At 62.2% G+C, this 23,229-nt stretch carries 25 protein-coding genes and 1 tRNA gene; 13 read left to right on the top strand and 13 right to left on the bottom strand.

Annotation, left to right across the window (positions count from 1 at the left end; all coding sequences use genetic code 11):
• Positions 1-27: 27 nt before the first annotated feature.
• From HHL26_RS03825 to HHL26_RS03815, 3 genes are read right to left on the bottom strand one after another with little or no spacing between them, the layout of a single operon-like run.
• Complete coding sequence (locus HHL26_RS03825) at positions 28-1,074, bottom strand: homocysteine S-methyltransferase family protein (protein ID WP_066554882.1); 1,047 nt, start codon at positions 1,072-1,074, stop codon at positions 28-30.
• Complete coding sequence (gene metF, locus HHL26_RS03820) at positions 1,071-2,006, bottom strand: methylenetetrahydrofolate reductase (RefSeq protein ID WP_066554881.1); 936 nt, start codon at positions 2,004-2,006, stop codon at positions 1,071-1,073. The genes HHL26_RS03825 and metF overlap by 4 nt, the downstream gene beginning before the upstream one ends.
• Positions 2,003-2,974, bottom strand: coding sequence for a metalloregulator ArsR/SmtB family transcription factor (locus HHL26_RS03815; protein ID WP_066554880.1), 972 nt, complete (start codon positions 2,972-2,974; stop codon positions 2,003-2,005). The genes metF and HHL26_RS03815 overlap by 4 nt, the downstream gene beginning before the upstream one ends.
• Positions 2,975-3,188: 214 nt before the next feature.
• Between HHL26_RS03815 and HHL26_RS03810 the strand changes: the two genes are divergently transcribed.
• Both HHL26_RS03810 and HHL26_RS24470 read left to right on the top strand, forming a co-directional pair.
• Positions 3,189-3,416, top strand: coding sequence for a circumsporozoite protein (locus HHL26_RS03810; protein ID WP_066554878.1), 228 nt, complete (start codon positions 3,189-3,191; stop codon positions 3,414-3,416).
• Positions 3,417-3,495: 79 nt separating this feature from the next.
• Positions 3,496-3,630: a hypothetical protein gene (locus HHL26_RS24470; RefSeq protein ID WP_254911604.1), complete on the top strand. Its 135-nt coding sequence runs from the start codon at positions 3,496-3,498 to the stop codon at positions 3,628-3,630.
• 55 nt (positions 3,631-3,685) lie between these two features.
• On the opposite strand, the gene HHL26_RS03805 is transcribed toward HHL26_RS24470, so the two are convergent.
• Positions 3,686-4,102, bottom strand: a complete 417-nt coding sequence (locus HHL26_RS03805) for a glycine zipper 2TM domain-containing protein (RefSeq protein WP_066554876.1) — start codon at positions 4,100-4,102, stop codon at positions 3,686-3,688.
• Between the two features lie 229 nt (positions 4,103-4,331).
• On the opposite strand from HHL26_RS03805, the gene HHL26_RS03800 reads away from it, so the two are divergent.
• Positions 4,332-5,330, top strand: a complete 999-nt coding sequence (locus HHL26_RS03800; protein ID WP_066561420.1) for an esterase-like activity of phytase family protein — start codon at positions 4,332-4,334, stop codon at positions 5,328-5,330.
• A 73-nt stretch (positions 5,331-5,403) separates the two neighbouring features.
• Here the strand turns inward: HHL26_RS03800 and rpmB are convergent, their stop codons facing one another.
• On the bottom strand, positions 5,404-5,697 hold the full coding sequence (gene rpmB / locus HHL26_RS03795; protein ID WP_066554874.1) for a 50S ribosomal protein L28: 294 nt from the start codon (positions 5,695-5,697) through the stop codon (positions 5,404-5,406).
• A 148-nt stretch (positions 5,698-5,845) separates the two neighbouring features.
• On the opposite strand from rpmB, the gene HHL26_RS03790 reads away from it, so the two are divergent.
• Positions 5,846-6,067: a hypothetical protein gene (locus HHL26_RS03790; RefSeq protein ID WP_066561418.1), complete on the top strand. Its 222-nt coding sequence runs from the start codon at positions 5,846-5,848 to the stop codon at positions 6,065-6,067.
• Between the two features lie 40 nt (positions 6,068-6,107).
• Complete coding sequence (locus HHL26_RS03785) at positions 6,108-6,566, top strand: nucleoside deaminase (RefSeq protein ID WP_066561417.1); 459 nt, start codon at positions 6,108-6,110, stop codon at positions 6,564-6,566.
• Here HHL26_RS03785 and HHL26_RS03780 read toward each other — a convergent pair.
• Positions 6,552-8,429, bottom strand: a complete 1,878-nt coding sequence (locus tag HHL26_RS03780) for a hypothetical protein (RefSeq protein WP_066554872.1) — start codon at positions 8,427-8,429, stop codon at positions 6,552-6,554. The two genes, HHL26_RS03785 and HHL26_RS03780, sit on opposite strands and share 15 nt — an antisense overlap.
• 44 nt (positions 8,430-8,473) lie before the next feature.
• Between HHL26_RS03780 and HHL26_RS03775 the strand changes: the two genes are divergently transcribed.
• Positions 8,474-8,890 (top strand): GtrA family protein, encoded by a 417-nt coding sequence (locus tag HHL26_RS03775; RefSeq protein WP_066554867.1) that lies wholly within the window; start codon positions 8,474-8,476, stop codon positions 8,888-8,890.
• Between the two features lie 30 nt (positions 8,891-8,920).
• On the opposite strand, the gene HHL26_RS03770 is transcribed toward HHL26_RS03775, so the two are convergent.
• From HHL26_RS03770 to HHL26_RS03760, 3 genes are all read right to left on the bottom strand, one after another.
• A complete protein-coding gene (locus tag HHL26_RS03770; RefSeq protein WP_013848670.1) occupies positions 8,921-9,721 on the bottom strand; it encodes a LytTR family DNA-binding domain-containing protein in 801 nt (266 codons plus the stop codon).
• On the bottom strand, positions 9,718-10,824 hold the full coding sequence (locus HHL26_RS03765; RefSeq protein ID WP_066554865.1) for a histidine kinase: 1,107 nt from the start codon (positions 10,822-10,824) through the stop codon (positions 9,718-9,720). The genes HHL26_RS03770 and HHL26_RS03765 overlap by 4 nt, the downstream gene beginning before the upstream one ends.
• A 145-nt stretch (positions 10,825-10,969) precedes the next feature.
• Positions 10,970-11,449, bottom strand: a complete 480-nt coding sequence (locus tag HHL26_RS03760; protein WP_066561415.1) for a helix-turn-helix domain-containing protein — start codon at positions 11,447-11,449, stop codon at positions 10,970-10,972.
• A 112-nt stretch (positions 11,450-11,561) separates the two neighbouring features.
• Between HHL26_RS03760 and HHL26_RS03755 the strand changes: the two genes are divergently transcribed.
• The 4 genes from HHL26_RS03755 to rplL all read left to right on the top strand — a co-directional run bounded on the left by HHL26_RS03755 (position 11,562) and on the right by rplL (position 16,069).
• Complete coding sequence (locus HHL26_RS03755) at positions 11,562-13,667, top strand: bifunctional (p)ppGpp synthetase/guanosine-3',5'-bis(diphosphate) 3'-pyrophosphohydrolase (protein ID WP_066554863.1); 2,106 nt, start codon at positions 11,562-11,564, stop codon at positions 13,665-13,667.
• A 121-nt stretch (positions 13,668-13,788) separates the two neighbouring features.
• The gene (locus HHL26_RS03750) at positions 13,789-14,505 is read left to right on the top strand and encodes a hypothetical protein (RefSeq protein ID WP_169575891.1); all 717 of its coding nucleotides are present in this window, start codon (positions 13,789-13,791) and stop codon (positions 14,503-14,505) included.
• Between the two features lie 595 nt (positions 14,506-15,100).
• A complete protein-coding gene (gene rplJ / locus HHL26_RS03745) occupies positions 15,101-15,616 on the top strand; it encodes a 50S ribosomal protein L10 (protein ID WP_066561410.1) in 516 nt (171 codons plus the stop codon).
• 78 nt (positions 15,617-15,694) lie between these two features.
• Positions 15,695-16,069 (top strand): 50S ribosomal protein L7/L12, encoded by a 375-nt coding sequence (rplL, locus tag HHL26_RS03740; RefSeq protein ID WP_066554860.1) that lies wholly within the window; start codon positions 15,695-15,697, stop codon positions 16,067-16,069.
• A gap of 190 nt (positions 16,070-16,259) precedes the next feature.
• Here the strand turns inward: rplL and HHL26_RS03735 are convergent, their stop codons facing one another.
• Together HHL26_RS03735 and HHL26_RS03730 are read right to left on the bottom strand one after the other, a co-directional pair.
• A complete protein-coding gene (locus tag HHL26_RS03735) occupies positions 16,260-17,621 on the bottom strand; it encodes a porin (RefSeq protein WP_169575890.1) in 1,362 nt (453 codons plus the stop codon).
• A gap of 80 nt (positions 17,622-17,701) precedes the next feature.
• Complete coding sequence (locus HHL26_RS03730) at positions 17,702-18,595, bottom strand: N-formylglutamate amidohydrolase (protein ID WP_066561402.1); 894 nt, start codon at positions 18,593-18,595, stop codon at positions 17,702-17,704.
• 160 nt (positions 18,596-18,755) lie between these two features.
• Here HHL26_RS03730 and HHL26_RS03725 point away from each other — a divergent pair, with 160 nt between their 5' ends.
• The gene (locus HHL26_RS03725) at positions 18,756-19,133 is read left to right on the top strand and encodes a response regulator (RefSeq protein ID WP_066554856.1); all 378 of its coding nucleotides are present in this window, start codon (positions 18,756-18,758) and stop codon (positions 19,131-19,133) included.
• 7 nt (positions 19,134-19,140) lie between these two features.
• Here HHL26_RS03725 and HHL26_RS03720 read toward each other — a convergent pair whose 3' ends face one another.
• Positions 19,141-20,475, bottom strand: a complete 1,335-nt coding sequence (locus HHL26_RS03720) for a dicarboxylate/amino acid:cation symporter (protein ID WP_066554854.1) — start codon at positions 20,473-20,475, stop codon at positions 19,141-19,143.
• Positions 20,476-20,604: 129 nt separating this feature from the next.
• Here HHL26_RS03720 and HHL26_RS03715 point away from each other — a divergent pair.
• Positions 20,605-20,679: transfer RNA gene (locus HHL26_RS03715), tRNA-Val, on the top strand.
• Between the two features lie 499 nt (positions 20,680-21,178).
• A complete protein-coding gene (locus tag HHL26_RS03710; protein ID WP_169575889.1) occupies positions 21,179-22,216 on the top strand; it encodes a site-specific integrase in 1,038 nt (345 codons plus the stop codon).
• Positions 22,217-22,365: 149 nt separating this feature from the next.
• On the opposite strand, the gene rfbA is transcribed toward HHL26_RS03710, so the two are convergent.
• Entirely contained in the window at positions 22,366-23,229 is an 864-nt protein-coding gene (gene rfbA, locus HHL26_RS03705; protein WP_169575888.1) for a glucose-1-phosphate thymidylyltransferase RfbA, read from the bottom strand.

The raw sequence follows: 23,229 nt of genomic DNA, 5'->3' as shown, positions 1-23,229 counted from the left end.
GCCTTCGCGGGGATGACGATATTCTGTTTAAGCCGCGATGTGCATCGGTTCGAGACCCGCAAGCCGCGTCACCACCGGCAGTTCCGGAACGATACGCGGCTTCTGCCCCGCCAGCGCCTTCGCCACCGCGCCGATATGCGCGGGCGTGGTGCCGCAGCAGCCGCCGACCATATTCACCAGCCCCTCATCCACCCACTGGCGGATCAGCGAAGCCGTGGTCTCGGGCAGCTCATCATATTGCCCCAGCTCATTGGGCAAGCCCGCATTGGGATAAGCCAGGATCAGCGTATCGGCATTCTTCGCTAGCTCGCTCAGATAAGGCCGCAGCAAATCCGCCCCGAAAGCGCAATTCACCCCGATGGTGAGCGGCTTCAAATGCCGCAGCGAATACCAGAAGGCGTTGATCGTATGCCCCGACAGGTTCCGCCCCGACATATCGGTGATGGTGAAGCTCAGCATCAGCGGCACAGGCCGCCCCGCCGCCGCCTCGGCCTCCCGCGCGGCCATGCCCGCCGCCTTGGCGTTCAGCGTGTCGAAGCAGGTTTCGACCAGCAGAAAGTCCACGCCACCCTCGATCAGCGCATCGCACTGCTCGCGATAGTCGGCCTTGAGCGTATCATAATCGACCTCGCGATAGGCCGGGTCGTTCACATCCGGCGAAATCGACAAAGTCTTGTTCGTCGGCCCGATCGACCCCGCCACGAAGCGCGGCCGTCCATCCTTCGCCGTCGCCGCCTCGCAAGCCTGCCGGGCGATCTGGGCAGCGGCGATGTTGATCTCCCGCACCAGATGCTCGCAGCCATAATCGGCCATGGCGATCTTCGTGGACGAGAAAGTATTCGTCTCGATCATGTCCGCGCCGGCGTCGAGATAGGCGGTGTGGATGCCTTCGACGATGTCCGGTCGCGTCAGGCAGAGCAGGTCATTATTCCCCTTCTGATCCTTCGCCAGATCGAGATCCCCTCGATAATCCGCCTCGGTCAGCCCATGTTTCTGGATCGACGTGCCGTAGCCGCCGTCGAAGATCATGATCTTTTCCGCCGCAACGGCGCGAAAACGTGCTTCGGCGGTCATGCCGTCTTCTCCAATGTGGCGGGCCGAAGCCCGAGCAAATGGCAGATCGCATAGCTCAGTTCCGCCCGGTTGAGCGTATAGAAATGAAAGTCGCGCACCCCGCCCGCATAGAGCTTGCGGCACAATTCCGCCGCCAGCGTGGCGGACACGAGCTGCCGCGCGGCGGGCAGATCGTCCAGCCCTTCGAACAGCTTGCCCATCCAGCCCGGCACATCGGTGTTGCACATGGCCGACATGCGCTGGACCGCCGCGAAATTGCTGACCGGCATGATGCCGGGGATGATCTCCGCATCGATCCCCGCCGCCGCCACCGTGTCGCGGAAGCGGAAGAAGGTGTCCGGCTCGAAGAAGAATTGCGTGATCGCCCGCGTCGCGCCCGCGTCCAGCTTGCGCTTGAGATTGTCGATATCGCTCTGCGCGCTCAAAGCATCCGGATGCGTCTCCGGATAAGCCGCCACCGAAATCTCGAACGGATGCCGCTTCACCAGCCCCTCGACCAGTTCCGCCGCGCCCTTGTAACCATCGGGATGCGGCTCGAACTTCGTCCCCGCTTCCGGCGGATCGCCGCGCAGCGCAACGATATGCCGAACGCCCGCTTCCCAATAGGCGTCGACCACCTCGTCAATCTCGGCCTTGCTCGCCGCCACGCAGGTCAGATGCGCCGCCGCCGACAGCGGCGTTTCCTTCGCGATCCGCGCTACGGTATTGTGCGTGCGCTCGCGCGTCGAGCCACCCGCACCATAGGTCACCGACACGAATTTGGGCGCCAGCGGCGTCAGTGTCTGGATCGCGGACCAGAGCTGCTCCTCCATCTTCTCCGTCTTGGGCGGGAAGAATTCGAAGCTGACGTTCAGGTCGCCCGCCAGATCGGCGTAGAGCGGCGCATCCAGCGCACGCCGCGCCTCTTCGACGGAGGGGAAGCTCAAGGTCATGCGGAAAGTCGTCCTTCGTGTCGCAGGATGCGCGCGCCCCGGCGCCGTCCCAGCCATAATTGTACCGTCAGTTCCTGGCCGGGCAGCACCTCCACCCGCTCCAGCACCAGGCCCGCATCCGCGAACCAGCTTTCGATCTGCTCATCGGAAAAGCCCAGCCGCGCATGCTGGTCGCGCAGCCGCAGTTCCTCCCGCTCATGCGCCGCGAAATCAGCGATCAGCACCCGGCCGCCCGCCGCCGCAACCCGTGCCGCTTCCGTGATCGCCCGTTCAGGCTCCTGCGCATAATGCAGAACCTGATGCAGCACCACCGTATCGACGCTGCCCGTCTCCAGCGGCAGCGCGCCGAAATCGCCCAGCACCAGCGCATATTTGTCGCCGGCATCCTCCGGCAGCTTGGCCCGCGCCAGCCGCAACATGTCCGGACTGCGATCCAGCGCCGTCACCTGGTCCGCCGACGGCCCGAACAGCTCGATCATCCGCCCTGTCCCGGTGCCGATGTCGAGCAGATGCCCGATCGGCTCTGCCCCCAACAGAACGGTCATCGCCGTCTCGACATCGCCTTCCGGCACATGCAGCGACCGGATCGCGTCCCATTCCTCGGCATGTTCGGAAAAATAGCTTTCCGCTGCACGGCTGCGATCCGCCCGCACCGCCGCCAGCCGCGCCAGATCGGCGCGTTGCCACAACAGCTCCGCCTCCGACGGCACCAACTGATCGAAAAGGACCAGAAAGGGCGCGATTTCCGCTTGCTTGCGCAACCGCAGGAAAACCCAATTGCCTTCCTTGCGCCGTTCGAGCAGACCGGCTTCGGCCAGAATGCGGACATGGCGGGAGACGCGCGGCTGGCTTTGCCCGACGACCTGCGCGATCTCTCCGACAGCCAGTTCCATGGCGCGCAACAGATGGATGATGCGCAGCCGCGTCGGGTCACCCAATGCCCGGAAAATGTCGAGTGCTGCGCTCATGAAAGGATCATATAAAGAAATCTTTATATGCGTCAATGGCCGTTCGGGCCGCGCCGTTCCAACCCCCTTACGCCCCCAATCAGGGGCTTGAAGCAGGAATGGGATTGCCATGAGTCGCCGGATTCATTACGAATCGCGGCGCAGACGCAATGGGGGGTGAACTTTTCTCCGAGAGTGGTCTGCACCGTTTTTATTCTCAGAGAGGGGTTAACCCATGACCAAGTCGATTGCTCTTTCGCTCGTTCTCGCCGCGTCGCTCGGCCTGGCCGCCTGCTCGGGCGGTGCGGAAAATGCCGCCAACGCTTCGGCCAATGCTGCCGAGAACGCTTCGAACGCTGCCGACAACGCCATGAATGCCGCGCTGAACGCTGCCGACAACGCTTCGAACGCCGCTTCGAACGCTGCCAACGTTGCGGGCAACGCCGCCGCGAACGCGATGTAATTCCCTATCGGGGAATTGTCTGGAAGAGGCCGCGCCGGAAACGGGGCGGCCTTTTTCTTTTGGGGAAGGGGAAAATGCGATGATCCGTCCCTGGATCGGCGGACTGCTGCTGGCCCTGGCCGCCTGCGCGCCGGGTTCGGGCGATGAAGCCGGATCGAACCGCTCCGATCATCAGCGGATCGATCCGCGGCAGGCACCGCCCCCGGCAAAATGAAAGGGCCGCCCCGAATGGAGCGGCCCTCGTCACTTTCTCCCGAAGGATAAGCGGGTCAGCAATCCCGGTCGATCGCCCGGCCGGCCAGCGCACCCACGCCCGCGCCGATGATGGCGCCTGTGGTGCCGTCGCCGCGACGGCCATAGCGGCCGCTGCCCTTGCCGACTTCGTTACCGAGCAGGCCACCGGCGATCGCGCCGATGATGGTGCCGCCCGTGCCGCTGTCCCGGCAGCGATAGCCGCCGCGATAACCGCGATAGCCCCGATAATAGCCATCGCCGCGATAATAGCCGTCGCCACGGTAGTAGCCGTCGCGATAGCCCCGATAGCCCCGGTCGCCGCGATAATAATCGCCCCGTTCATAATGGCGGCCCCAGCCGTCGCGGGCCATGGCCGGCGTCGCAGTGGCGGCCAGAGAGGCAGCGCCCATCGCCAGCGCCGCCCCCAGATTGATCAGAAACTTCGTCTTCATGGCGTTGCTCCTCAATTTGCCATCGATCCAGGCAGATCTTCCAAAGGAGGACTCGCCATCGATTGAAGCCCTTTTGCCCGATTCGCATTGAGCCAAGCCTGAATGGCGATGTCAGCCATCGTTCAGTATTGGTCCGGCCGAAAGGACGCAGTATCACGCTTTTTCACGGGCGATGCCAGAGCCGCGAAAAACCCTGCACAAGGGCGGATAATCCCCTATGGCGAAGGCGATGCGCCGAATCCTGATCGTCCTGTTGCTCGCGATCCTGCTGCTCCCCGCGCCGCACAAGAACAAGCCCCAGCCCTTCGGCGCCGGCCCGCTGCTGGTCCGGGCGCGCGCCTTGTCCCTGAACGCCGCCGATCCTGCCCAGCGCGACCTGGGGCGCCTCCATTATCTGGGCGGATGGCAGCTCAACAGCACCCATCATGGCTTTGGCGGCATTTCCTCGCTGCTGGCGGAACCGGACGGTCAGATATTGGCGCTCAGCGATTCCGGCACGCTGATGGGCTTTCACATCGGCCCCGGCAAAGCGGATCGGCGCCCGTTCATCGCCCCCCTTCCCATCCGCCCGCAGGACCGCGACCGCCCCTGGTGGGCCTGGGATTCGGAGGCCATGACCCACGATCCGGCGACCCAGCGCTATTGGGTAGGCTTCGAACTGCAACAGATGATCTGCCGCTATTCGCCCGGCTTCGCGCGCGTCGAAGCCTGCCGGACCTGGCCGGAGATCGAAGCCTGGCCCGAGACCGGATCGATCGAATCGCTGGCGCGGCTGCCCGATGGCCGCTTTCTCGTCCTGGCGGAGATGGGCATGACCGCCGACGGCAGCCACGACACGCTGCTGTTCGCGGGCGACCCTGCCGAAGCCACGACGGCCGCCCCCATGCACCTGCGCTATGTGCCGCCGCGTGGCTATCGCCCGACGGACGCTATCGCCCTCGACGATCGGCACATATTGGTGCTCAACCGGCGGCTGACCTTGCAGGAGCTGTTCACGGCCACGCTGGCGATCGTCGAGCTGCCGGAAAGGCCACGCCCCGGCGACCGATTGAAGGCGCGCGCCCTCGCCCGGCTGGCGCCGCCCCTGCTGGCCGATAATTTCGAAGGGCTGGCGGTCACGCAGGAAGGGGGCCGCCGGGTCATCTGGATCGCCTCCGACGACAATCACGAATTCTTCCAACGCACCCTGCTGCTGAAATTCACGCTGGATTGGAATGCAGAGGAATAGGACCCAAGGTCCAAACCAACGCAAAAAGCGGCCCGTCGCCAGGCCGCTCCTCATGCGAACGGATCGAACCGAATCAGGCGGCTACGGCGGCCTTCTTCTTCACGATGTCGCGCTTCAGGCGGCGAGCCTTCAGCGACAGCTTGTCGTCGTTAGTCTTCAGCAGCCAGTTGTCCAGGCCGCCATTATGCTCGACCGAACGCAGGCCATGGGTCGACACGCGCAGCTTCACGGTCGTTTCCAGCGCTTCGGAGATCAGCGACACGTTCTGCAGGTTGGGCAGGAACACACGCTTGGTCTTGTTATTGGCGTGGGAAACATTGTGACCCACCTGGCGGCCCTTGCCGGTCAGCTCGCAAATGCGCGACATAGTCAATCAACCTTGTAATTCGGGTTCGTTCGGAAAGCGGCGCGGATAACGGGATTCCCCGCGCACGTCAACCCGCCCAGAGCCATCAAGCGCCGCAACCCTTTCCGACTCATGAGCGTTGACGCCCCATAAGCCAAAGGAGGCCGAAATGCGATTCATTGGTGGCTTGTTGCTGATTTTGCTGCTGGTCCTGGCTGGCGGCATCGCCACCGGCTTCATCGACCTGCAGAAAACGCAGGAAGGACGCCTGCCCGAAGTCGCGATCAAGGGCGGCTCCCTGCCCAAATATGAGGCCAATGTGGCGAAGGTGGAGGTCGGCAAGCGCAAGGAAACGGTCGAAGTGCCGACGGTGGACGTCAAAAAGCCCTGACCCTTTCCGAACGGTGCGATGATCCTGTATGGGCGAAGCCATGGTTTCGCCCTTCCCATTGCCTGAACCGATGCGGCGCGCGCTGGACCTTGCCCGCGCCGCCGCCGACGCGGGGGAAGTGCCCATCGGCGCGGTCATCACTCTCGACGGCCGGATCATCGGTGAAGGCGAAAACCGCAACCGCCGCGACAATGATCCCACCGCCCATGCCGAAATGGTCGCGATTCGGGCCGCCGCCGCGCATCTGGGCGACTTCCGCCTGACCGGCTGCGATCTCTGGGTGACGCTGGAGCCCTGCGCCATGTGCGCCGGGGCAATCTCGCACGCGCGCATCGCCCGCCTCTATTATGCGGCATCCGACCCCAAGGGCGGCGCGATCGAGCAGGGACCGCGCCTCTTCACCCATCCGCAATGCCTGCACCGGCCGGATGTCTATGGCGACCTGGCCGAAGCCGAGGCATCAACGCTGCTGCGGGATTTTTTCCTAGCCCGGCGCTGAATAATCGATGCGATACAGCGTGTAAGGCAGCGTCATCCCGGTCCGCAGCATCACCGGCTTCAGCCAGCCCGGCACTTCGCCCCGCATCAGCCCGGCGTAAAAGCCCCTAGGACTGCGCGCCTGATAGATGGTGCCCTCCGGAAAGCCGGGGCAGACCAGCAAATAGGTCGCATGATGCTTCGCCGCGATCGGCCGGAAAGCCTCCGCCGGACCGTCATAGGCATGGTGCATGTCGAGGATCGTCGCGCCGTTGCGATGATAGGGGCCCGCCAAGGCGCTGTGGTGCGTGGCGACGATCAGGCGCGGCCCCAGATCGACCATGGTGAAGATGGTGGCGGGCGGCAGCTGGTTGAGCACCTCCAACGCGGGCAGGGTGCGGCAGCGGCCATTGGCCTTGTCTATGGCCTTCCTGCGCGCCTGCACCGTCGGCTTTTGCGGCTTGGGCTTCTCGCCGGTCGTCTTGACCCAGAACTGGTTGATCTGCGGATAGAGCGGCGTCGCAAAGGCCGCCACGGCCAACGCCGCCACGCCCAGCCCCGCCGCCAGACGCGCCACCGGCCTGCCCGCCCCGATCAGACACAGCAGGCGATAGGCCGCCCAGGCCGCAGGCGGAATGGCCAGCAATTGCGCCGCCGGACCCGCGCGGAGCTGCCAGAAAAGCAGCGCGGTCGAAAAGAGCATCATCAGCCCCACGGTCGCCCAGGCCCAGAGCCGGTCCCCGTCCCGCCGCGAATCCCACAACGCCCATATCAGGCCGAAAAGGCCCGCCACCGGGATGGCCATCAGCGGCACGACCAGGCTGCGCGCCTGCACCGTGATCGGCTTGGCCTCGCGGATATTGGCGAGCCACAGTCTCTCCAGTTCGGGCGAAATCTGATAGGCGCCGGACAGGCATTGCGGCCAGTTCACCCAGGCAAAGGCCGCCACCGCCGCGCCGACCACGATCCCAGCCCCCAGCCGCGCGGGCCAGCTTCTGAGCGGCAGCAGCGCCAGCAGCACCATCCCCGCCGAAGCCGTCGCGAAGATCGCGACCCAGATGGGCGAGATCGCGTCGCACACCATCTGCCGATTGGCATAGCTGGCAAACAGCACGAACAGCACCGACGTCGCTCCGCCAAGGCTGATCGCATAGGGCAGCATCCGCCGCGCCGCGCCCTCCTTGAACACCCAGCGCAGCGCGATCAGCGCGCCGCCCGCCGCCAGATAGACGATCATCTCCATGCCGATAGCGATGGAGAGAGCGCTGCTCACGCCCGCGACGATGCCCCCGCGCAGCCAGTTGCGGTCGATCAGCCCTGCCAGCATCAGCACGGTGAAGGCCAATTGCCAGCCATGATGATCGATCCGCATCGGCATGAACATGCTGATGCCCATTTGCGCGGCGAAGGGCGCGAGCGCGGCCAGGAACCAGCTATTTCCCCCCGCCAGCCGCCGCGCGATGAAGCCCAGCCCAAGCATCAGCGGCAATAACGGCAGCATCGGCGCGATCCCGCAAGCCAGCCGGTCGGCCAGCCCCTGATCGAGGAAAGCGCGGAAGAACAGCATCAGCCCGGCGAGCGGCAGGTCCACCAGCCGCGACCAGTGGATGTTGAACCCGGCGGGCGGATCGAGCCGATATTGCCGCAGGTCGTACCAGCCCTGCCCGGCCAGCCAGTCCCTCACCTGCAAATAGCGGATATTGTCGTCCGTATCGCTGAGCGTCAGCCAATGAATCTGCGGCCAGCGCGTGGCGATCAGACAGGCCATGGCGAACATCCACAAAAGGACGGTCAGCCACTTCCAATTTCGCTCGGCATAAAGGGAAAATTTCGCCGCGAGAGGGACGATATGAGCGCGCAGGACAGGCCAGCTTTGCAGTTTCATGATGGCTCGATTAGAGGCTTCGCATCAAAGCGCAACGGGGCCGCATGAAAATCCTCCAAATCCTCACAGCGGAAAAGCAGGCCTTGTTCTGGCAGATCGTCCGCTATGGCGTGACCGGGCTGTTCGTGACGGCCTGTCAGGCGGCGATCTACTGGACGCTGGCCGCGCCCGCCGGACTGCATCCGCAGATCGCCAACGGCATCGGCTATCTGGCGGCGGTGGCGATCGGCTATGTCACGCACAGCAGCTTCACCTTCCGCGGCCATGGCAGCCGCGACAATCAGGCGGCGCGCGGCGTCCGCTTCGTCGCGGTGTCGCTGATCAGCTATACCCTCAACGCGCTCTGGGTGTGGCTGTGCGTCACCCATATGCGCTGGCCGGAATGGTCGCCCATCCCGGCCATGCTCTTCGTGACGCCGGCCGTGATGTTCGGCCTCAACCGGCAATGGGTGTTTCGGTAAATTGAGCCTCTCTCGGAAGGGAGGGGCGAATCAATGCACGAAGCGCGCCACCACGTCGCGATAGGAACGGCTGACCTTCACCTGCGCGCCCGATTCCAGCACCAGGAAGCATTCGCCATTGGTATGCGGCTTCACCTGCCGTACCTGGCTGAGATTCACGATGGTGGAGCGGTGCACGCGCTGGAAATTACGCGGGTCCAGACGCTTTTCGAGATCCTTCATCGTCTCGCGCAGGATCAGCGAATTGTCGGCGGTATAGATGCACATATAGTCGCCCGCCGCGTCGATCCGCTCGATCGAATCGACATCCACGCGGAAAATCTGCCCACGATCCTTGATGTTGATGAGCTTTTCGAAGCGGTTGGCGGCCGGCGCATCGCCATCGCCCGAAAAGTCGTTCATCGCGTCGGGCGCGACCTCCGCCAGCACCTCGCGCAGCTTTTCCGCTTCCTGCACTTGGCGCTTTTCGGAAAGCCGCTGCCGCACCCGGTCCAGCGCATCGGCCAGACGGCCTTCCTCCACCGGCTTCATCAGATAGTCGACGGCCTGCGCCTCGAACGCGCGGATCGCATGGTCGCTGTAAGCGGTGCAGAAGATGAAAAGCGGCGGTTCGACTTCCATCAACCCCTGCACCACGGAAAATCCGTCGAAGCCAGGCATTTGAATGTCGAGGAACACAAGGTCGGGTTTATGCGTCTTGATGGCGCGGATCGCTTCGCGGCCGTTGGAGCAGGTTTCTACGATTTCGACATCCTCATGCGCTTCCAGACGCAGCTTGAGGCCTTGAATAGCCAGGCTTTCGTCGTCGACGAGGATTGTTCTGATGGTCATGCGGCCACTCTCGATGGTTCATCCAAATTAAGCGGCATTTCGATCAGGACCGAAAAGCCGCCAGGCGTTGAACGCGTTTCGAAGCTCTGTCGTTCCCCGAAGGCCTGAATCAACCTGTCGCGGATATTCGCCAGACCGACGCCCGTTCCTTCGCTCACCGGATTGTTCGGGCGGGTGAACCCCTCATTCAATCCCGGACCCGTATCGGATACGATGATCCGGACGTTTTCACCGGCAGGCTGCGCCGTGACGGAGATTTCCGCGCCTTCCTCCTTGGGCGTGACGGCATATTTGATGGCATTTTCGACCAGCGGCTGGAGCAGCAGAGAGGGCAGGCGCGACTGCGCGACCGCCGGATCGATATGGAAAACCGGCCTCAGGCGATCCTCGAACCGCATCTTCTCGATCTCCAGATAAAGCTTCAACGTCTCGATCTCCTGCTCGATCGTCACCTGCGCGGTCGGTTCGTTGATCAGGGTATAGCGCAAAAAGGAGGACAGGCGGGAAAGCATCGCATTGGCCCGGTCAGTTTGCTTGAGCAGCACCAGGGTCGAGATGCTGTTCAGCGTATTGAACAGGAAATGCGGATTGAGCTGATAGCGCAGCATGGCGAGCTGCGCGCTCGATGCCTGGCTTTCCAGATGCAGAAGCTGGTCCGCCTGCTCCTCCACCGTCAGGTAGAAGTTGATCGCATAATAAAGCGCCGACCAGGCTCCCAGCAACGTCATGCTGAGATAGAAGGCGCCCAAGAAAAGCTGCACGCCCGCCGTATCGCTGCCCCGATTCTGGGTCGAGAATACCCAGGCATCGATGAACGCCACCAGCCCGGCGGCGATCACCACCGTCACGATCGATGCGCCCCAGGTCACGATCGGCCGCTGGCGCTGGAGAAAACGGAACACCACCGCGATCAGCAGCGTCACCGAATAGCCCGACACGGTCGAGATCATCACCGGGATCAGGCTGGAGAGCGGCTGCCCATTGGCGATGGTGGAGGAACCGCGCAGCAGGAAGGCACCGGCCCACCCCACCGACTGGAGGTTCCAGAATGCGCGGTTCTTGTCCGCGAAAAAGGGCTGGGGCTGGAAGCGATGGACTGACATTGCATTCAGCCTAAAGCATCAGGCAAAAAAGTGGGAACCGGTTTTTTGCGAATGGCGCGCAGGCAGGCGAAAAAAACGAAGGCAATTCGCCATGCGGAAACCGGGCCGGCATGACTGAACGACAGGGGATGTGCCAGCGCTGCCCTCAGGCCGCCGCCGCTTCCTGCGTCATCAGCGTCACTTCATCGACGCACAGCCAGACCAGATCGCTGGGTTCCAGCGGACGGCCATCATGCGCCTGGATCATCATCTGACGGATCGGTTGCCGGTCACGGCTGTCGGCCAGCACCTGGCAGGCGATGGGACCGCAGCCCCATTTCTCGCCCCACTGGCGCAGCGCGATCATGGCAGGCGCCAGATCCTGCCCTTTTTCGGTCAGGCGATATTCGACCTTGCGCCGGTCGCATTGCATCGGCTGGCGCACCATGATGCCGTTTTCCACCAGCCGCGCGAGCCGGTTCGCCAGGATGTTGCGGGCAATGCCGAGAGTCGACTGAAACTCCTCGAAATGCCGGATTCCCGATAGAGCGCCCCGCAAGATGAGGAACGACCAGCGTTCACCCATCGCCTCCAATGCGCTGGGCAGCGCGCATTGTTCCAGATCCTGCGCCAGATTATGTGTCATCGTCTTCACTTGATAGCTCAAAGCCACCTGCGTTGCAAAAGCGCAGCGCTATTCACCTAAAATGGGATTTTTTTGTTGCACAGCAAGGGGCATCGCGGACAATCGCAGTAGGATGTTACGCCAGTACGAACTTGTTGAACGGGTAAAACGCTACGATCCGGATGCGGACGAAGCGATGATCAACCGCGCCTATGTGTTTTCGGTCCAGAAACATGGCAGCCAGAAGCGCGCCAGCGGCGACCCTTATTTCAGCCATCCGATTGAAGTCGCAGGCATTTTGACCGACTTCAATCTGGACGACCAGACCATCGTGACGGCTCTGCTGCACGACACGATAGAAGATACGCTCGTCACCTATGAGGAGATCGAGCACGCCTTCGGCAAGGACGTCGCCAAAATGGTCGACGGCGTCACCAAGCTCAGCAAGATCGAGGCCATGTCCGAAAATGAGCGGGCGGCGGAGAATTTGCGCAAATTCCTGCTCGCCATGTCGGACGATATCCGCGTGCTGTTGGTGAAGCTGGCCGATCGCCTTCACAATATGCGCACGCTGCATTTCATCAAGAATGAGCAGAAGCGCCGCCGCATCGCCCGCGAGACGATGGACATCTACGCCCCGCTGGCGGAGCGGATCGGCATGTACGACTTTATGCGCGAGATGCAGCTTCTGGCCTTCCGCGAGCTGGAGCCGGAAGCCTATGACAGCATCACCAAGCGCCTCGAACAGCTCAAGGAAGGCGGCCATGACAAGGTCGACCGGATCGGCGCGGAACTGCAACTGCTGCTGGGCGGCAAGGGCTTGCCCGTTACCGTTTCGGGCCGCGAAAAGCATCCCTATTCCATCTGGAAGAAGATGCAGGAACGCCACATCAGCTTCGAGCAGCTCACCGATGTCATGGCGTTCCGCGTGATCACCGAGACGACGGAGGACTGCTACCGCGCGCTCGGCGTCATCCACCAGACCTATAAAATGGTGCCCGGCCGCTTCAAGGACTACATCTCCACCCCGAAGCGCAACGGCTACCGATCGCTGCACACCACCGTCATCCATCAGGACAATGCCCGGATCGAGGTGCAGATTCGCAGCCGCGACATGCACAATGACGCCGAACTCGGCCTCGCCGCGCACTGGGCCTATAAGCAGAAGGGCGATGCGGGCGACCACCATGCCGCCTGGCTGCGCGATCTGGTCGAAATCCTGGAGCAGAGTCAGGATGCGGACGAGCTGCTCGAACATACCCGCATGGCGATGTATCAGGACCGAATCTTCGCCTTCTCCCCCAAGGGCGAGCTGCACCAGTTGCCCAAGGGATCGACGCCGGTTGACTTCGCCTATGCGGTGCACACCTCGCTCGGCAACCAGACCGTCGGCGCCAAGGTCAACGGCCGCGTCGTGCCGCTGCGCACCACGCTGGAAAATGGCGATCAGGTCGAAATATTGAAGTCGGAGGGGCAGGAGCCGCAGCCCGGCTGGCTGACCTTCGCCATCACCGGCAAGGCCCGCGCCGCCATCCGCCGCTATATCCGCCAGAAACAGCGCGGCGAGGAAGTGGCGCTGGGCGAGAAGCTCTATGAGGAGATTATCGGCCGCTTCTCCCCCGAACTGGCAAGCGAACTGGGCGACAAGGCACTGAAGGCCGCCCTGAAACGGCTCAAACTGGACGACCGCGCCTCGCTGATGGTCGCCATCGCCACGCACCGGCTGCTCGATTCGGAAGTGATGGAGGCTCTCGTCCCCGGCTCCACCAGCGGGGAAGGGATGGAGGAAGCCCATCCGCGCCAGCATGCCCCGGTCTCGATCCGCGGCCTGACGCCAGGCATCGCCTATAATCTGGGCGATTGCTGCCACCCCGTCCCCGGCGACCGCATCGTCGGCGTCCGCCGCACCGGCGAGCCGATCGAGGTCCACACCATCGACTGCCGCTCGCTGGAAGTCGATCAGAATGACGATTGGGTCGATCTGAGCTGGGACAGCAAGTCGAAGGGCGGCACGGCGCGGCTCCAGGTGATCGTGAAGAACCAGCCGGGCGCGCTGGCCGCCGTCACCAATGTGTTCGGCGCGACCAAGGCGAACATCCTCAACCTGCAACTGGTAAACCGCGAAGGCCCCTTCCACACCGATATCATCGACCTGGAAGTGGCCGACGCCCAGCATCTCAACCGCATCCTTTCAGCCCTGCGCGGGCTGGACACGGTGGTTCAGGCGGATCGGGTTTAGGGCAAAGAAGGGTGGTTTGCGGACGGGCGGTTTCGGAGACGCCATCCCGGCAAAGTCGACAAAAACGATTGCAGAACAACCAAATTGACGAAAGATGGGGCTACTTAGATCGCGAGGCCCAATGTCATTGATCTCATGGGTTATTATAGGATTATTGGCCGGAGCAATTTTCCCCGCCATTGGCTTGTTCCGTTCATACCGGCGAGGTGCAAAAGAGCGCTTTACCCGCCTAGCAAGGCTTGCTGAATGGGAAGCGGGACCCTGCCGCGACATAGAAATACCTTCTCTTAAGGAAATTGATAAATGCGATCCAGCGAGGATTGTATTTCATTGCCTTGTTCGGTCTGCACTAGTTTGGGGAATAGACAAAAATAGTTTCACGGCAGGCCCAGAATCCGTGACGGATGGGCAGCTATATTATTACCATCATGATTCATCTTACTCTGGTGCTTATGAATACCTTCATAAAGTTGGGTTGCTTAAGGATAACGTGCTTACATGTTCGCTGGACGAGTTAGGCGACGCGACAGATGCAGCCTATGACAAAGGAATAGATTTGGATTCCGCGTTGGAGGAGATGCTTTGGGTGATCTCCTATATGGCCGGATGGCTCACCATTTTAGAAGGAGATATAATTTCAGTACATCGACGAAATTCGATCCGAAAAATACCAGTGCCTAAAAGAGAAATAGACGAGATTCTAGCGTTCATACACGGTTTGATAAGATTAAACTATGTTGCTACCATTCCATGCAATTATGAACCGTCATTCCGTCTCACTTCAAGTGGAATCAATCTTTTCAAAAAAGTTTATCTTTATCCAGACCGTGCAAGCTAATTTCACGGGCAGCTTTTAGGATAACGGGCCAATTCTGCTAGGGTCCGTCGTTGGTCGAAATCGGCCCTCGCTCCGCCAACTGTAACCTCCGTGCCACGGCTGGCGAAAAAACATCCTATTGCCTGACCCGGTGCCGCTTTTATCCTGTCCTACTCCCCTCAGACGTGCCTATCGCAGCCCCGTCTTTGAAATGTCGATCCGCTTCCCACGACGCCTACGCGCGCCTGCATATGCGCGCGCATATGGTGTGAACTTCGGCGAAAAACGACGCTTTTCCGCCGCTTTGCACAGCCAGCGCCAGATTCTGCGTGACAGCGCGCCTCCAAATCTGTAGGGGCGCCCGCAGCGGACCCCCGGCAGCAATGCCGGTGGTCTTCCGTCCGAGACAGTCGGTGAAGGGAATATGCCCTTCTTAATTTCCGGCCTAGACGGGGAAAAGTTCTTTGCCGGCCGGGCGCAAGCGCCTGTCCGGGTCTGCCTGTTCCTTTTGAGGATATGGGCCAGTCGATCTCTCCCCTTCGGACCAATGCCCCGCGATTCGTCGCGGGTTTTGCCGTTCATCGGGTCGTCCGATGGACATGAAGTGGAGAATGGCATGGATCGTAATCAGAAAGCTGAGGTCGTTTCCGCGCTGAACGCACATCTGGCAGAGGTTGGCGTGGTCGTCGTGACCCGCAACCTCGGCATGACCGTCGCCCAGTCGACCGTCCTGCGTCAGAAGATGCGTGAAGCCGGTGGCACCTACAAGGTTACGAAGAACCGCCTCGCTCGCATCGCCTTTGAAGGCACCGACTATACCAGCCTCAGCAGCCTGCTGACCGGCCCGGTTGGTCTTGCCTCCTCGGCCGATCCGGTTGCAGCCGCCAAGGTTGCAGTCGAATTCGCCAAGACCAACGACAAGCTTGAGATCGTTGGTGGCGCGATGGGCGAAGTGCTGCTGGACGCGGAGGGCGTGAAAGCGCTCGCCTCGATGCCGTCGCTGGATGAACTGCGTGCGAAGATCGTCGGGCTGCTCGTTGCACCCGCGACCAAGCTCGCGACCGTCACCCAGGCGCCGGCTGCGCAGCTCGCGCGGGTCTTCAACGCCTATGCGGAAAAGAACGCGGCCTAAGGGCCACGGCTTTTTCGAAAGTCACGTTTTCAACTCAATTTATGGGGCATATGCCCCGCCCAGAAGGGAAAAACTAACATGGCAGACATCAACGCACTGGTCGATCAGCTCTCGGCCCTGACCGTCCTCGAAGCCGCTGAACTCTCGAAGGCTCTGGAAGAAAAGTGGGGCGTTTCGGCCGCCGCTGCCGTCGCCGTCGCTGGCCCGGCCGCTGCCGCCGCCGCTCCGGCCGCTGAAGAGCAGACCGAATTCGACGTGATCCTCACCGGCGACGGTGGCAAGAAGATCAACGTCATCAAGGAAGTCCGCGCCATCACCGGCCTGGGCCTGACCGAAGCCAAGTCGCTCGTCGAAGGCGCGCCCAAGGCGATCAAGGAAGGCGTCAGCAAGGACGAGGCCGAGAAGGTCAAGAAGCAGCTGGAAGAAGCCGGCGCGACCGTCGAACTCAAGTAAGTTCGGTCGAGTTCCCGCGCAAGCGGGGCCGCTGTCTGGCTTCGGCCGGAGGAAATTGGGGTGGTGCCTTCGGGCGCCACCCTTTTTCTTTGGACAACGACTTTGGGTGGAAGGCAGACCTCATTTCCGTCATCCCAGCGAAAGCTAGGATGACGATATTATCGCATGTCCGCACCCCAACCCAACCGGATCAGAAATCCAGCTCCGCGCGCCAGCCGATGACATCCACGCCATAATCATTGCGCCCCCCGGCCAGGATCGCCGCGTCGCTATAGTCCAGATGCGCGTAATTGACGTTGAAGCGCAGATATTCGACCGGCGTCCATACCAGCGCCGCGATGATGCCGTTCTGCGTGCCCCCGACGATGTCCTTGTCGTTGAGGCTGAGATAATCATAGCGCACCGTCGCCTGGAGCGCGCCCCAGCCGCCGCTGCCGACCGGGCGGTCGGGCTTCACGATGCCGAATATCCCGTTCTTGTAGCCCCGCGATTCCCCGGTCAGCACATAGCCGACTTCGCCATAGCCGCCGAAGAAGGTCGGATCGGCCAGGCCAGGCCACGACACACGCAGCCAATGCGCCTCGCCCGCCCACCAGAGCGGCCCACGCGCGCCGGCGAATTCGGCGCCATAATGGGTTTCGCCATCCGCCGCCATGCGGGGCGTCGAAAGGAAGCGGCTGTTGGCGGTGTGGAGATAGGCGCGCTGGCGGTAACGCTGCGGCGTTTCCGACAAGCGCTGAAAGTCCCGCCAGTGACCAGAAAGCCCGAAATGCAACTGGGTCTTGCCTAGCTTGGGCGCCAGCACGATGCGGCCATCGACGCCATAGCTGTTATTTTCATCGCCCCCCTCCGGCCCATCCGCATCATTGGTGAGTGAATCCGCGCTGTCGGTGAAGACGCCCGCCTGCGCCAGCAGCATGCCGGAACGATATTGCGCCGACAGCCCCAGCCGCCGCTCGAAACCGAAAGCATCGGTAAAGGCGGCGCGCTCCATCACCGATCCGCCGGTGTCGCTGATCAGCTCGTCCAGCGACTGGAACGCATTGTGGTTGCCCAGCGTGACCAGCCACTTGTCCTTCTCATAGGTGATGAAGGTGTCGACCAGATCGACGCTGTTATCGGACAGTTCCAGTTCCAGCTTATAACCGAAACCGCCGCCCAATTGCCCCTCCCCGCCCAGGCGCAGGCGGCGCAGCTCATTGGAATAGCCCTTGGCCCGATCCTGCACGCTCTGCGGCGTCATCAGCAACCCGGCGTCATATTGGATGCGCCCCTTCACCTTGAAGCTGGCCGCCCCCTTGCTGAAGACCGGCCCGCCCTTCCAACTGATGCTGGTCGCTTCCGACTTCGGCGCGGCGGCAGCGGCTTGGCCAACGGGAGGCGGCGGCGGCGCGCTGCCGAGCCGCGCTTCCAGCCGTTCGACCTGCGCCTTGAGCGCCGCGATCTGCGCCCTCAGTTCGACGGCTTCGGTTTCGCTGATGGCCTGGGCCGCAACCGGCGAAGGCATGATGCACATCGCCAGCCCACCGGCCAATCGGGAGGTTCGATTCATGAAGGTCCCCTGAAAATCAGGACGCCAATATGAAAAGCAGGTTACGATTCAGCGTCTGTTTGATTACATTTTTATGACATTCATTCCGCCGCCAAAGCGTAGGTCGAACGCGGCAGCTCATGGGCAAGCGCGTTCACGATGGCGCCCACCACTTGCTGCAAGCGGGCAAGCCCAGCCCCCGGCTGATCCAGGGCGCTGTCCAGATAGAGGCTCCGGTCGCATTCCAACTGGATCGCATAAAGGCCGTGGGCGGGGCGGCCATGGCGCTCGATCATATGGTCACCGGCATAGGGGTGATTTTGCGCGACGGTCAGACCATGGGCCGCCCCCACGTCCGCCGCCAGCGTCATCAACCGGGCCGAAGCGCTGCGCCCGAATCGGTCCCCCAGCACCAGCCCCGGCGCGACCTGCCCCGCAGTGGGTGGCGGAAGCGGCGGCATGGAATGCAGATCGATCAGGATCGCATGGCCATGGGCATCGCGGGCCGCCCGCATCAACCGGCCCAGCGTCGCATGATAGGGTCTGTGGAACTGATCGATCCGGCGTTCGACCTCCGCCCAGCCGAGCGACCGCAGCCAGAGTTCATGCGCGCCGGGCAAGCGGCGCGGTATCAGGCCCAGCCCTCCGCGCAATTTGACGCTGCTCTGCAAGGCCATGTCCCGCGGAATGCCGCTGACCATGCCCGCATCGATTTCCCGCTCATGCCGGTTGAGGTCGATCGTCGCGCGCGGCACCCGCGCCACCAGCACCGGAAAGCCGCGTTCGACCAGCGGATAGGCGATCAGATCGGCCCAGCGATCCTCCAGCCTTTGCAACACATCCTGCCGCACCCGCGCCTGCGCCAACAGCGCCTCATCATAATCCCGCCCCGCATGCGGCACGGAAATGACGACCGGGCCGGAAGAGACATCCGGCTCGTAAAGATCATAGGCGGGCGTTGTTTCGGTCGGAACCGGCGGCGCGCTATGTCCCAAAAAAGCTCCTTCCCTGCCCGTTTCCAAAGGCCGCCGCCCAAAAATGGTTACTCGGCTGGATAATATTTACACCTTGTCGCATATATAGCCGCTTCACGCCATCCGCGAAGGGGGCATCCGGGGGCGGCCTTAAAGGCCTGGGGACGAGACGTACGGGGCAATGGTTCGAATTCTGCTAGCCGAAGATGATGAAAGCATGCGCGCCTATCTGGCTCGCGCCCTGGAGCGTTCGGGCTATGACGTCGTCGCCGTCGCCACGGGTGCGCAGGCGGTGCCCCATATCGACAGCGACCGGTTCGACCTGTTGCTGACCGACATCGTCATGCCGGAAATGGACGGGATCGAACTCGCCCAGCATGCCGCCGCCGTGGCGCCCGACATGCGAATCATGTTCATCACCGGCTTTGCCGCCGTCACGCTGAAGGCGGGCAAGGCTGTGCCGCAGGCAAAGGTTCTGTCCAAGCCCTTCCACCTGCGCGACCTGGTGCTGGAGGTCGAGCGGATGTTCGGCACGGAGAGCCTGACCGGACTCAACTGAGAGTCGTTCAGCCCGATACGACCTCTTCCATATCCAGCGTGGGAGGCAGCGGCTGCCCGGCCATGGCCGCGGCGAATCGCTCGCGGTCCAGCCCCTTTTCCCATGCCGACACCACGACGGTCGCCACCGCATTGCCGATGAAATTAGTGAGGCTCCGGCATTCGCTCATGAATCGGTCCACGCCCAGGATCAGCGTCATGCCCGCCACCGGCACCGAAGGCACGATCGAGAGGGTCGCTGCCAAAGTGATGAAGCCCGCCCCGGTCACGCCCGCCGCCCCCTTGCTGGAAAGCATGGCGACCAGCAGCAGCAGCAATTGCTCCTCCAGGCTCAGATGGACATTGGTCGCCTGCGCGATGAACAGCGCCGCCAGCGTCATGTAGATGTTGGTGCCGTCGAGGTTGAAGCTGTAGCCCGTCGGCACCACCAGTCCGACCACCGATTTCCGGCATCCGGCGCGCTCCATTTTCTCGATCAGGCTCGGCAGCGCCGCTTCGGAGGAGGAGGTGCCGAGCACCAACAGCAGTTCCGCCTTCAGATAGCGGATCAGATGCAGGATGTTGAACCCCGCCAGCCGCGCCACCACGCCCAGCACCACCAGCACGAACAGTAGCGAGGTCAGATAGAAGGTCGCCACCAGCCCCGCCAGATTGGCCAGCGCCCCCACGCCATATTTGCCGATGGTGAAGGCCATCGCGCCGAATGCGCCCAAAGGCGCGGCCTTCATCAGAAAGGATACCAGCTTGAAGATGGCATGGCTGGCCGATTCGAGCACGGTCATCAGCGGATCGGCCTTTTCCCCGATCATGGTGAGCGCGATGCCGAACAGGATCGCGACGAACAGCACCTGCAGGATATTATGCCCATCCGCCACGGCCGAAATCAGCGTGCCGGGGATGATGTCCATCAGGAAGCCGGTCAGCGTCCTACTGTGCGCCTGCTGCTGATATTCGGCCACCTTGCCGGCATCCAGCGTCGCCGGATCGATATTGAGGCCCGAGCCCGGATGCACGACATTGGCGACGATCAGCCCGACGATCAGCGCCAGAGTGGAAAAGGTCAGGAAATAGGCGAAGGCCTTGGCCGCCACCCGGCCGATCGCGCCCAGTTCCTTCATCCCCGCAACGCCGGTCACGATGGTGAGGAAGATGACCGGCGCTATGATCATCTTGACCAGCTTGATGAAGGCCTCTCCCAAAGGTTGAAGCGCCACGCCGGTTTCCGGAAAGAAATGCCCGATCCCCACGCCCAGCCCGATGGCGATCAGCACCTGGACGTAGAGCTGGCGATAGAATGGCAGGCGCACGACGGCCTGATCGGACGGCATGGTCGATGGCAACATGGTGGTTGGCGTCCCCTTTTTCGCACCGCAGCATATGGCTTGGCAGGCTGCTGTCCAGAAGAATAGCGGGAGCGCTCAATTTCCCGCTTGCGCTGCCTGCCGCCCCCCGCTATTGGCCCACTCCACCGTGGGCGTGTAGCTCAGTGGTAGAGCACTGTGTTGACATCGCAGGGGTCGCAAGTTCAATCCTTGCCACGCCCACCATCGAAAACCCCGTCAAATCAACGGTTTGGCGGGGTTTTTGTTTGCCTGAAGCAGGTCGCGGGTCGAACCCGGCCACCGGCTTTTTCGGCAAATTTTGGGCAAATCACCCCCCTCTTTTGGCAAATTCTGGGCATGCAAATGCCGGGCCAGCGCACCCAATTCCCGAGTCGCGGACGCTGCTGAAACAATGTCAGGCGAAGGCGGCTGACGCTCCTTTGGCGCTGGCGAACAAGGCCGACAGGACAGCTTCGCAGAAGCCGCCGAAGCTGGGCCGACCGGGCATCGTCACTGGCAGCCCATGCGCCGGCGCGAAGCGAAACAACTTCGGCTCAATCCAGCCTCGGGCGCCGCCGTCCCCTCACGGACGCACCCCGTCCTCTCCAGCGAAACTCTGGGCAGCACAATGCGCCAAACCTTCATGAAACAGGGCGCGTCCTCGTCACGCATGCGGAAAAATCCGCCCGGCATAGGCGCGCGATCAAATGCAAAGGAAACTAAGATGCTCTCCATCCGTACCCGTGGGAAACACGGCATCTACTACATCCGAGGCTCAGTCGGACTCGGCGAGAAGAAGATCATCGTCAAAGAGTTCAGCACAGGAACGAGCGACCGCGACGCTGCGGCCCATCTGATGGCTGAACATGAAACAAAGCTGCGCCATCAGCTGATGTTCGGTCCGGCAGCACTCGTCGCGCAAGGAACCATCGCTCAGGCCTTTGACAGCTATCTGACGAAGGCGAAGGCCCCTTGCGCGTCGGACGTCCTGCGCATCGGCAAGCTCAACGGGCTGATCGGAGACTTCAGCCTGCGCGAGCCGAAGCAGGCCTGGGAGCATTTTCGTCGCGCCTATCTGACCGGCCATGACCCGGCGGGTCAGGACCGCTACCGCGCCGTGTTTCAAGCGGCGATCAACGTCCACCACGACCTGCATGACCTTCCGCCCCTCAGGATCAAGGCCATTCCGTTCAACAATGAACGGGTGCGCTTTCTCAGCAAGGAAGATCGCGACCGGCTGATGGCCGCCTATGCGCCGCACATACAGCCGATCATCACCATGCTGGCCTTCCATGGCCCGCGCATCCAGACGGCGCTGCAAATCCCTTGGGGCGTCGACGGCGTGGATATGCACGAAGGGTCGATTCGGCTTAACCACAGCAAGAATGCCGTCATCCAGTCCGTGCCGATGCACCCTCGCGTCATGGACGTTCTACGTCCGATCTGGGAAAAGCGGGGGCAGCCGACAAAGGGGCATGTTTTCCTCAACCGGTTCGGCCAGCCCTATCAGGATACACGTCAGGCCAAGATCCCAGGCGGCAATCCGATAAAGAACCAGCACGCCACCGCCTGCCAGCGCGCGGGGATAGAGGATTTCACCGTTCATGACTGGCGCCATCACTGGGCGTCCCACTGCGTCATGGCGGGGATCGACCTCATCACCATCATGAACATGGGCGGGTGGAAGTCTCTGCGGATGGTCCAGCGCTATTCCACCGTCAGCGTGGATCACATGCGGGAATCCATCAATAAGCTGAACTAAATGCAGTTATCGGTTGCCAGGCAGAGCGGCCGAGGCCTGGCAACCTGTTTGACCTTGAATAGGCTTTTTCGCAGCCGGCGGATCACCAACGCTTACCCCCCTTCCAATGGGCAACGTAGGGGGGGTAATGTCCAGCCCCACGCTGCCTCTTAAGACAGCAACCTTTGAAGATACCGGCCATAGTCGGACTTACCGAGCTTCGCGATGGCATGCTCCAGTTCTGCCACACCAATGAAGCCCTGCCGAAAGGCAATCTCCTCCGGGCTGGCGATCTTGAAGCCCTGCCGCTTTTCCAGCACGCGAACGAAGTCAGCCGCGTCCAGCATGCTATCGGGCGTGCCGGTATCCAGCCAGGCATAACCACGCCCCATGATCTCGACGTTCAGTTGACCGCGTTCCAGATAGGTGCTGTTGACATCAGTTATCTCCAGTTCGCCCCGGGCCGACGGCTTCAGGTTCGCGGCGATGTCGACCACCTGCTCGTCATAGAGATAGAGGCCAGTGACCGCCCAATTGGACTGGGGCCTTTCGGGCTTCTCCTCGATCGAAACGGCCTTCATACTCTCATCGAAGCTGACCACGCCATAGCGTTCCGGGTCGTTCACATGATATGCGAAGACGCTAGCGCCTTGCTCGCGCGAAGATGCACTGGCGAGCAATTCAGGCAGGCCGTGGCCATAATAGATATTGTCGCCCAGGATCAGCGCCGACCGCTCGCCCTGGACGAAATCCGCGCCGATAATATAGGCTTGCGCCAAGCCGTCCGGGCTGGGCTGCTCGGCATATTCGAAGTGCATGCCCCACTGCGATCCGTCGCCCAGCAGGGCCTGGAAAGCAGGCAAGTCGCGCGGGGTCGAAATGATCAGCACCTCGCGGATGCGCGCCAGCATCAAGGTACTGAGCGGGTAATAGATCATCGGCTTATCATAGACCGACATCAGCTGCTTGGAGGTCGCCAACGTCATTGGATAGAGGCGGGTGCCGCTGCCGCCGGCGAGAATGATCCCCTTCAT

This window comes from Sphingobium sp. TB-6 (assembly GCF_012927365.1).
Taxonomy (GTDB): Bacteria; Pseudomonadota; Alphaproteobacteria; order Sphingomonadales; family Sphingomonadaceae; genus Sphingobium.
Note: the sequence above shows the minus strand (reverse complement) of the source record. Positions and strands in the feature narration are given on the sequence as shown.